This window comes from Natroniella acetigena (assembly GCF_023227745.1).
Classification (GTDB): domain Bacteria; phylum Bacillota; class Halanaerobiia; order Halobacteroidales; family Halobacteroidaceae; genus Natroniella; species Natroniella acetigena.
This window is the reverse complement of the sequence record NZ_JALKBX010000073.1, coordinates 1-10,613: the sequence shown is the minus strand read 5'-3', so window position 1 is coordinate 10,613 and position 10,613 is coordinate 1. Positions and strand designations below refer to the sequence as shown.

At 35.5% G+C, this 10,613-nt stretch carries 9 protein-coding genes; 3 read left to right on the top strand and 6 right to left on the bottom strand.

What is annotated here, in order from left to right; genetic code table 11:
• The first annotated feature begins 341 nt into the window (after positions 1-341).
• From MWH25_RS11840 to MWH25_RS11830, 3 genes are all read left to right on the top strand, one after another.
• Positions 342-626: a hypothetical protein gene (locus MWH25_RS11840; RefSeq protein ID WP_248627860.1), complete on the top strand. Its 285-nt coding sequence runs from the start codon at positions 342-344 to the stop codon at positions 624-626.
• Positions 627-859: 233 nt separating this feature from the next.
• Positions 860-1,555, top strand: a complete 696-nt coding sequence (locus MWH25_RS11835; protein WP_248627859.1) for a response regulator transcription factor — start codon at positions 860-862, stop codon at positions 1,553-1,555.
• A complete protein-coding gene (locus MWH25_RS11830; protein ID WP_248627858.1) occupies positions 1,548-2,897 on the top strand; it encodes a sensor histidine kinase in 1,350 nt (449 codons plus the stop codon). The genes MWH25_RS11835 and MWH25_RS11830 overlap by 8 nt, the downstream gene beginning before the upstream one ends.
• On the opposite strand, the gene uvrB is transcribed toward MWH25_RS11830, so the two are convergent.
• The 6 genes from uvrB to MWH25_RS11800 form a co-directional block, all read right to left on the bottom strand.
• Entirely contained in the window at positions 2,892-4,874 is a 1,983-nt protein-coding gene (gene uvrB, locus MWH25_RS11825) for an excinuclease ABC subunit UvrB (protein WP_248627857.1), read from the bottom strand. The genes MWH25_RS11830 and uvrB overlap by 6 nt on opposite strands.
• 309 nt (positions 4,875-5,183) lie before the next feature.
• Positions 5,184-6,341 carry a divergent polysaccharide deacetylase family protein gene (locus MWH25_RS11820; protein WP_248627856.1) on the bottom strand — a complete coding sequence of 386 codons (1,158 nt, stop codon included), beginning with the start codon at positions 6,339-6,341 and terminating at the stop codon, positions 5,184-5,186.
• A gap of 93 nt (positions 6,342-6,434) precedes the next feature.
• Positions 6,435-7,613 carry a S41 family peptidase gene (locus MWH25_RS11815; RefSeq protein ID WP_248627855.1) on the bottom strand — a complete coding sequence of 393 codons (1,179 nt, stop codon included), beginning with the start codon at positions 7,611-7,613 and terminating at the stop codon, positions 6,435-6,437.
• 221 nt (positions 7,614-7,834) lie between these two features.
• Complete coding sequence (locus tag MWH25_RS11810) at positions 7,835-8,677, bottom strand: metal ABC transporter permease (protein WP_248627854.1); 843 nt, start codon at positions 8,675-8,677, stop codon at positions 7,835-7,837.
• Positions 8,677-9,426: a metal ABC transporter ATP-binding protein gene (locus tag MWH25_RS11805; protein WP_248627853.1), complete on the bottom strand. Its 750-nt coding sequence runs from the start codon at positions 9,424-9,426 to the stop codon at positions 8,677-8,679. Before MWH25_RS11805 ends, MWH25_RS11810 begins: the two co-directional genes overlap by 1 nt.
• Positions 9,426-10,349, bottom strand: coding sequence for a metal ABC transporter solute-binding protein, Zn/Mn family (locus tag MWH25_RS11800; RefSeq protein ID WP_248627852.1), 924 nt, complete (start codon positions 10,347-10,349; stop codon positions 9,426-9,428). The genes MWH25_RS11805 and MWH25_RS11800 overlap by 1 nt, the downstream gene beginning before the upstream one ends.
• Between the last annotated feature and the right edge of the window lie 264 nt (positions 10,350-10,613).

Here is a 10,613-nt window from a genome sequence, read left to right as displayed (position 1 = left end):
ATTAAATTTAAAATAGCCAATTCATCTCCACCTAATACAGTAGCTTAGATGGAGTTTTCTTGGCTGTTCTAGATAAATCTACTTTAAGGATAAAAAGAGTCTTTACTCATAACGTAATATCCATATAGTATATATAGTCGGTAGTCACCCAAATAATTTAAATCTAAAACCATGAAGAGAATATGAAGATAATTCATTTTTTGGGTAAAATTAATTGTTGGAACTCTAAATAAAATCTGATGTTTTCATATTTCCTTCATATTCTTCTTCTATAATTTGAATTAACAGTTAAGAAACTCTTAGATTAACTGAAATCTAGATCTTGGGAGGAGGGAAAACAGATGAGTAAGAAAATAGTTTTAACACTCTGTTGCCTTTTTATTCTCTTTAGCTTTACTACTTTAGCAATAGCTAGCACTCCTGAACAAAATGCTCGTGAAGATAGAGCAATAGAAAGACATGCTCAAGAAGAAGTAGGACCAGGAATCAACTGTGATGAGTGTGATGGAGAAGAAGTTCGTTTACAAAAACAAGTTAAAGAAGAAAGACGATTAGAAGCAGGAGATAATGGAGCAAGAAGACAAGTAAGAAAACAACAAAGCCAACGAAGATTTTCAACTAAATAGTCTTTAAAAAGGTAGGCTTATTGCCTACCTTTTTTCTTTACTTTATAATAGTAATTTAAATTTTTTATAGGGATAAACTAATAAGTGTAGAAATTAATAGTTATATAGCTGTGAACTTTGAGTTATGAAGTGCGACCATTAGAATATAAAGAGTTCATAATTTTTAAAATTTTGATCTTTAATTGTAAATTGTTAATTATTAATTGTAAACTGATATATAGGAGGTTGAAGCTATGAAAGATAAAAAAGTTTTACTTGCAGAAGATGAATCTCGTATGAGAAAGGTAGTCCTAGCTTATTTAAAAAAAGAAGGTTTTATTGCCAAAGGAGTCGAAGATGGAAAAAAAGCTTTAGAAGAAATTGATAACTTCAATCCAGATTTATTGGTTCTAGATTTAATGTTACCAAAATTAAGTGGTGAAGAAGTCTGTCAACAACTAAGACAATCTTCTAAATTACCTATATTAGTCTTGACTGCAAAAAGTAGAACTGATGATAAAGTTAACTGTTTTGAATTAGGAGCAGATGATTATCTTGTTAAGCCTTTTGAACCTAAAGAATTAATCGCGAGAATTAAAGCTATCTTACGTAGGAGTGATTATCAAAATAAAAGATGTGAAGTAATGGTCTTAAATAATGGAGAAATAAAGGTGGATTTTAAAGCAAAGACCGTTAAATTAAATGGAGAAGATATAAAATTGACTAATACAGAATTTGAAATTTTACAAACATTAATAGAACACCCCAATCAAGTTCTTTCTCGTGAACAAATTCTTACTAAAGCATTAGGCTTTGATTTTGATGGCTTTGATAGAACGATAGATGCCCATATAAAAAATATTCGTAAAAAATTATCATTAAAAAAAGACCAATATATTATCACCGTCTATGGAGGCGGATATAAGTTTGTGAGTGATAGCTATGAGTAAGATTGGTTATAAGCTCTTTATTATAATATCTTTAATCTCTATCGGCGGCCTCATCCTAACATTATTTTTAGTTAATTCTCAAATTGAAAATCACTTTAAAGAATATGTTAATCAGGAAAGAAGAGAAGAAATAAAAGAATTAGTAACTATTTTAGAAGAAAAATATGAAAGAGAGGAAGTATTAGAATTAAATGTAGATTTGTTAAATAACTACATCTCTAATAAAAATATCATTTTCTATTTTACAAAAGAAAATGATCAGCTTATTTATACTAATTTAAAAATCAGAGGTCAAAGTCGCAGACAAGAAGATTTTGATTTAGAAAATGCCAACAAAGAAATTCTTTATGATCAAAATAATAATGAAATTGCCTACTTGTACTGGCAAATACCAGGGAAGCATAGATTTGAAACACTCCACCAAGCTAAGTTTATCGAAGAAGTTAATGGAACAATTTATCTGGTAGCAGCTATAATTATTATTACTTCACTCTTTATTAGCCTTTTACTTTCAAGATTCCTAACCTCACCTCTATTAAAGATGAATAAGATGGCATCCGCTATAGCCAAAGGAAATTATCAATTTAGGGTAAAGGTTAAAGGAAATAATGAAATTACTGAGCTTGGAGAATCTCTTAATCAAATGAGTAAGAGATTAGAATACCTTGAAAAAGTAAGGGAAGAGTCAACTAGCGATTTAGTCCATGAACTACGAACTCCTCTAGCAGTTATTTCAAATTATCTATCTGCTATAAAAGATGGGATCTTTAAAGCTGACAATTTAACAATAGAAGAGATGCAAAAAGAGCTGCTCAGATTAGAAAAGTTAGTAGGTAGCCTTGAAAAATTTGCTGAAACAGAAAAAAAATTAATCTACAGTAAAAAAGAAAAGAGCAATCTAAAAGAAATTATTAAAGGAACTATTAATAACTTTAAAAAAGTAGCAGAAGATAAGGGAATTAAGTTAAACCTCTTTGTAGAAGATGAAGACTTCTTTATGAAAGGAGATGAAGATGCTTTAAAGACAATCTTTAGTAACTTAATCTCTAATGCTATCAAATACTCTTTAGCTGGAGGTAAAGTAGAGGTTAGATTAAATAAAGAAAATAATATGATTATTGCTACAATTACAGATGAAGGAATTGGTATACCTCAAAAAGACCTCCCATATATCTTTGAAAGATTTTATCGAACCGATAAATCCCGTTCTACCAAAACAGGTGGAACTGGATTAGGATTAGCTATTGTTCGTAAATTAGTTAAGGCTCATAATGGAAAGATAACTGCTAAAAGTGAAACAGAACAGACTATCTTTAAAGTTACCTTCCCACTAAAATTATAATTTTACTCTTAATTCATCTATTTCATCTCGAATCTGTGCTGCTAATTCAAATTGCAACTCGTCCGCTGCTTGTTTCATCTCTAGTTCCAGCTCAGCAATCTCTTTTCTGATCTCTGCTTCAGATAAACCTTCCCTATCTTCACCATCAACCTGATACTTAGCTTTGGTCTCAGCAACCATATCAACTGGGCGTAAGACATCTCTGACATCTTTCTTGATTGTCTGAGGAATAATCCCTTGCTGACGATTAAACTCTAACTGTAATTCACGGCGCCGCTCAGTCTCATCAAGGGCCTGCTTCATTGAATCAGTCTTCTGATCAGCATACATAATTACCCTACCATTTACATTCCTTGCTGCTCGTCCAATTGTTTGAATCAACGAGCGAGCCGAACGTAAAAAACCCTCCTTATCAGCATCTAAGATTGCAACTAAGGATACTTCAGGGATATCCAAACCTTCACGTAGTAAGTTAATCCCAACCAGGACATTAAACTTACCTAACCTCAAATTTCTAATAATCTCTAATCTTTCAATCGTATCTATATCTGAATGGAGATAGTTGACCTTAATTCCAGCTTGATAGAGATAATCGGTCAGATCTTCTGCCATCTTCTTGGTCAAAGTCGTAATTAAGACCCGCTCATCATGAGCAATAACCTCTTTAATTTCACCCACTAGATCATCAATCTGATTTTTAATCGGTCGCACGTCAACTTGGGGGTCAACCAAACCTGTTGGTCGAATAATCTGCTCTACTATCTGTTGGCTATGCTCCTGTTCATACGGGCCAGGCGTCGCCGAAATATAGACTGCCTGCTGGGCCAACCTCTCAAATTCATCAAACTGTAGTGGGCGATTATCCAGAGCAGAAGGTAACCTAAACCCATGTTCTACCAACCTTTCCTTCCGAGAACGATCTCCAGCATACATCCCACCAATCTGGGGGATTGTCTTATGTGATTCATCAATCACTATCAAAAAATCATCAGGAAAATAATCGATCAAGGTCTGGGGACGAGAACCTGGCTTCCGTCCTGCCAAATGACGTGAATAATTCTCAATTCCTGAACAAAACCCGACTTCCTCTAGCATCTCCATATCATACTTAGTTCGCTCTTCTAGTCGCTGAGCTTCAAGTAACTTTCCTTTGGCCCTTAACTCTTCTAACCTCTCTTCCAACTCGGCTTCAATAGCTTTCAATGCTCTCTCTACCTTATCTTGGGGAGTTACAAAGTGGCTAGCAGGATAGATTGTAATCTGCTCTAACTCCCCTAAAATCTCACCGGTTACTGTATTTATTTCTGTAATTCGATCAATCTCATCTCCAAATAACTCGACTCGATAGGCCCGCTCTTCATAAGCAGGAATCACTTCTAAAGTATCCCCTCTAACCCGAAAAGTCCCCCGATCAAAATCAATCTGATTCCTTTTATATTGAATATTAACCAATTCCCGAATAATCTCTTCTCGCTCTTTAATCATTCCTCGCTCTAACTGACAGGTTAAATCCAGATAATCTGCAGGATTTCCCAAGCCATAAATACAAGAAACACTAGCTACAATAATGACATCCCTACGGTCAAATAATGAACTTGTTGCTGCCAATCTCAATTTATCAACCTCTTCATTGATCGAGGCATCCTTTTCAATATAGGTATCAGTCTGTGGAACATAAGCCTCTGGTTGGTAATAATCATAGTAACTGACAAAGTAACCGACTTGATTATGAGGAAAAAACTCCTTAAACTCACTACACAATTGGGCTGCTAAGGTCTTATTATGAGCTATCACCAAGGTCGGCTTCTGCACCTGTTCAATTACATTAGCAATTGTAAATGTCTTACCTGAACCTGTTACTCCTAATAATGTCTGATTTTTCAATCCAGATTCTACTCCTGCAGTTAATTTCTCGATCGCCTTAGGCTGATCACCTTGTGGAGTATATTCTGAAATCAATTCAAATTCATCAGGCATTTTATCACCCCTCTGGTAAAGCATTTAATAGTGAATAGTTAATAATGAATAGTTGAAGTCCTAAAAACAATAGAAACTTTAAGTAGCAATTTACAATTTACAATTGATAATTGACAATTAAAAATCAACCCGTTAAAATCAAGAACATTTAATAATTTTTATTTAATTGTAAATTGTACATTCCGTCAATTGTACATTACAAACTATATTGTGCCACAATATAGAAAAAAGCACCCATCAACCAGGCACTTCCCTCTTTTAACCTATAGATGATTTTACTCAAACTCAGACTTAGCCTTAACCTTAAATTTATTCCACAACTTGAGAAGCATAAACCAACTTAATTCCCTTCTCTTCTAAAATAGGGATCACTTCTTTGATTGCATTGGCTGTATTTGTCCGTACATGACCAATCGTCACTAACTTTCCTCTTCTTAGGGCAACATCAGCTAGCATAAGTAGCATCTCTTCAACAGCCTCCTGTTCATCAATATTATCAATAAAGAGATAATTTTCAGCTGTCAAAATTCCTGCTTCTCTAGCTTTTTTAGTCCCTACTGACTGACTAGAGGTGCTACTATCAATAAAGTATAACCCTTCTTCATCTAAAACTTTCATTACTTCTGACATTACCCTAGGATCTTCAGTAGCTTTAGAGCCCATATGATTATTAACCCCTACTACTGGAGGTAAATCCTCCAAACTTCCCCGTAACTTTTCTCTAATCTGCTCAGAATCCATTGTAGTGTCAATCATTCCTGGCTCAGGCTCAAGTTCAGGATTATGCGCTTCAAAAGGTTGATGTAACATAATTTCATAACCCAACTCTTTAGCCTCTTCAGCCTGCTGCACAGACTGAGATAAGTAAGGCAGAACAGCCATGGTCAAAGGACGCTCAATACTGAAAATATCAGCAATTGATTGACGAGCAAAACCTAAATCATCAATAATAATTGCCAGCTTAGCTTCTGGACGCTCTTGAACAAACTGAATAGAATGGGTTTCTATCAACTTAGTTTCATCCTCAAAGCCAAAATTGACTTCTAACATCCGCTCCTCTGGTTGCTCTTCCCAATTCACTTCTACAACTGGAAATATAGTCTCAAAATTAATTATAATTTCATCTTTAATTTCAGATAAAAGCCTCCCCTCTGCACCAAAAAGAGGTACTTCTAACTTATAATAGTTACGTTTCCAGACAAGAGAAGATTTATTCTTTTCTTTTTCTTGTTCTACTTGCTCCTGTTCTAAAATTAGTTGATCATCATCTAAATTTAATTCAGTTAAAATTGCTTTGAATTCTGATTCAAACTCAGCAACATCTGCTCCATAATCAACAATAACCTCTTTTATTTCTTCTGTCTCATCTTCTTCCTCCAGCATTTCTGGATCTAAATTAAGTACAATAGCTGCTACCAACACCACCAAACAGAGCAAACAAATAATTAACTTATTCTTCTCTTTCATCAAGACGCCCCTTCTATATAAGTTGATTTTAACTTTTTCACCTAATTCTTTCAAATTTAAAAGAATTTGGGCTAATTATATTAAAGAAGATCATTAATCCAATTTATTTAATAACTCCTCTATCGCTAGTTCCAACTGTTCATCTGCTTCAGTTTCCAGATCAAACTCAACTGTAATATCAGGTTCAACACCAGCTTGATCTATCTTTCTTCCTGTCGGCGTATAGAATCGTGCAGTAGTCATCTTGACAGCTGAACCATCAGGCAATGGACTTACACTTTGTACAGAACCTTTACCAAAGGTCTGTTCACCAATTATTATTCCGCGTTCATTATCCTGAATCGCTCCTGCTACTATCTCTGAACCACTAGCACTTCCTCTATTAACCAATACTATTAAAGGCTTATCTTCTACAGACTTAATTGTCGGATCCAATGGTATTCCTTGCTTATCTCCTTCTCTTTCCTGAACATAAACAGCTGGCCCTTGCTCAGTAAAGTTACTGACTACTTTAGCAGCTTCCGGTAATAAACCACCTGGATTATTCCTTAAATCTAGAATAAATCCTTCCGCTCCTTCTGCCTCTAACTTCTCTATTTCAACAGCAAGATCATGACCAACATCTTCTCCAAATCTACTCATTCTCAGATAACCAATCTTATCTTCTTTCATCTCAAAGCTCAAATGTTCAACCTCAATTAATTCTCTGATTATCTCAACTTCAAACTCCTCAAATTCTGTTTCATCTTCTTTCTCTATCATTCGCTTAATTGATAAAACTACTTTAGTAGCCTCTTCTCCTCTCATCAGATCAACTGCGTCGTCCATCGACATTCCATCAGTGGAAGTACCATCTATCGCCATAATTTGATCTTCTGCTCTTAAATCAGCCCGATCACCAGGTGTTCCTTCAATTGGAGAGATAATGGTCAACTGGTCATCACGCATCGTAATTATAATTCCAATCCCACCATACTCACCTTCCATACTCGTCTTCATATCATCATACTCTCTAGGTGGTAAATACCCTGTATATGGATCATCTAACGCCTCTAACATTCCATCAATTGCTCCAGTAAGTAACCTATCTACGTCTGGCTCTTCAACATAATTATTCCGCACAAGATTAAAAACAACAAGCAATTTCTGAAACCGATTCATTTCTTCTTCTGAATTTGCTTCAGCTCCATGCAGGAAGAATCCTGTTACCCCTGCAGCAAATAGCATCAGTACGATTAATACAACACCAAGTATCTTCTTTGATTTAAACATTATTACCTACCTTTCTGAATAGTTATTAACTTAATCTTAATTTTACCACTCATCTTCTACTTTCGCAAATTTAAAACTTGGCAGGTGAAATTCATTTAATATTTAATACTTAATATTGAATAATTAAAACCAAAAACAGCTAGAATTCATTTGATATTTAATGCTTTTTAATTATTAAGTATTCAATATTCACTATTCAATGCTCTTTAGTTATTCATTATTCACTGCTCTTTACTAACCAGTAGCCCTTCCTGGGGAGAAAATAGTAATGCTATTATGAAGAATGAAGTAGCTACAACTACAATTGCAGCTCCTGAAGCGACATTTAGATGAAAAGAGAGATAAAGTCCAACTAAAGCAGATACCAATCCAAAAACACCCGATAAAACCATCATTTCTGATAAGTCATCTGTTAATAAATAAGCAGTAGCTCCCGGAGTGATTAGCATCGCGACGACTAAAATAATTCCTACCGTCTGTAAAGAAGCTACTACTATAAAAGATAACATCAACATTAATAGATAATGAATCATATCTGTCGGAAGCCCTATAGAACGAGCCATTATAGGGTCAAATGAAGATAATTTTAATTCTTTGAAAAAGAGAATTGTTAATACTATAACCAAAAACCCTAAAATAGAAATCAATATTAAATCGGTTCTAGAAACCCCCAAGACATTACCAAATAAAATATGAAACAGATCTATATTAGTTGTAATCTTACTTATAATCAAAATTCCTATCGCAAAAGCTGCACTGAACATAATCCCAATCGCTGAATCCTCTTTAATCTTACTATGTTCTGTGATAAATCCAATCCCAAGGGCAGTAGTTACTCCTGTTATAGTTGCCCCTATAAAAAAGTTGATCCCTAATAGATAAGCAATTGCTACCCCAGGTAAGACAGCATGAGAGATAGCATCACCCATTAAAGCCAGCTTACGCAAAATTAAGAGGCTACCTAAGACTCCACAACCAACTCCCACAACAATTGCAGCTAAAAAAGCCCGTTGCATGAATTGATATTCTAACGGCGCTACTAATAACTCCCATAGTAATTCCATTATGTCATCACCACCAAATCATTTTGAACTACAGTAGATTTCTGGGAAAATGTCTGAGTTAAATAACTCGGAGTGAAGGTTGATTGGGTTGGCCCGTAAGCAATGATCTCTTTATTAACCAAGATTAAATTATCAAAGTACTTCTTTACCTTCTTTAAATCATGATGAACAACTACCACCGTCTTACCTTCTTTAGAGAGCTGATCAAGCAGACCATAGATTACCTCTTCTGTCGTTTGATCAACCCCAGCAAAAGGTTCATCTAACAGCATAATCTCTGCTCTTTGGGCCAATGCCCGGGCCAAAAAGACTCGTTGCCGTTGGCCCCCAGACAATTTGCCAACCTGCCGCTCTTGATACTCCAACATTCCAACCTCTTCAAGCGCCTCACTCACAATCTGATGATCCTGCTCACCAGGTCTTTTAATCCATCCTAGATGGACATATCTACCCATCATTACCACATCATAGACCGAAACTGGAAAGTCCCAATCAATATTTTCTTTTTGTGGTACATAAGCCACATATTTTCTCTTTTGATTAATAGAACCTCCTAAGACCTTAACTGTTCCTTGGTCTAAAGGTATTAACCCAACAATTGCCTTCATTAAAGTAGATTTACCTGCACCATTAGGGCCAATAACCCCTACCTTAGAACCCGGTTGGAGGGCAAAGCTTGCCCTCTCTATCACCGGATCATCAGTACCATAAGATACTGTTACATCCTCAATCCAAATACTTTCTTCCATCACTCTATCCCCCCTAATACCTCAACAATGGTAACAACATTATGCTCCATCATGCTAAGATAATTATCATTTTCAGAACCTGGTTCATCTGTAGAATCAGAGTATAAAACCCCACCAATCGGAACTCCAACCTCTTCAGCTACCCTTTCCATAGGACGGTGCGAGACACTTGTTTCTACAAAGACCGCCTTTACTTCCTGCTCCCTAATAGAATCGATCAAATCAGCAATCTGTTGTGGGGTTCCTTCTTCATGGGCATTAATCTGCCAGATGAACCCTTCCTCAAAACCGTAAGCCTCAACAAAATAACGATAAGCACCTTCACTAGTAACTAAGATCCTATTTTCAACTGAAATCTGCTCTACTTGCTCCTCAATCCACTGATCTAACTCACCTAATTCCTTTTGATACTCTGCAGCTCTTTGTTGATAATACTCCTCACCCTCTGGGTCAAGTTCAATCAAAGCATCAAGAATATTAGGGATATAATAATCCCTTACCAAGATCGGATCAAGCCAAGCATGAGGATCAGGCTCACCTTGCAATCCACCGTCATATAGATAGAAAGGTTCAATCCCCTCTGTAACCTCTACCATATTTTGATCAGGAGCAACATTTTGAATCATACTCACTAACCAATGTTCTATCCCTAAACCATTAGAAAATACTAAATCCGCCTCAGATACATTCTGCATATCCTCCGGCAATGGTTCATACTCCTCAGGCTCCTCTCCAATTGGCACCATAGTATCCAATTCGACTCTATCACCAGCGACATTTTCGACTAAATCATGGATAATCGAATATGTAGTCACCACCTTCAACTGCTCATCTTCTCTCGCCTCTTGTACAAAGAGCAATCCTAAAATAATTACAATACAGACAACAGCAATCACCATTCCAGTCTTAAAACTAAATCTCATCTTATCCCTCCTAAATAATTTTTAGTTAGCTTCAACTAACAAAGTTAACCTCAGTTAACTTGCTAGCAAACTCAATAATATAGTATGCTTTAGTCAGGTAAATGTGAGTTTTTTTCTTCTTTTTTAACTCCTCATTACATACAAATTGTAGTAAATATCAGGCTAAGCCAAGTATTAAAATCGCATTATATTGATATATAGTTTCACTTTTAAAATTAAAATCTGCAACCAATAAACTTCAAAATCAGTTTCGAGAGGGCTAAA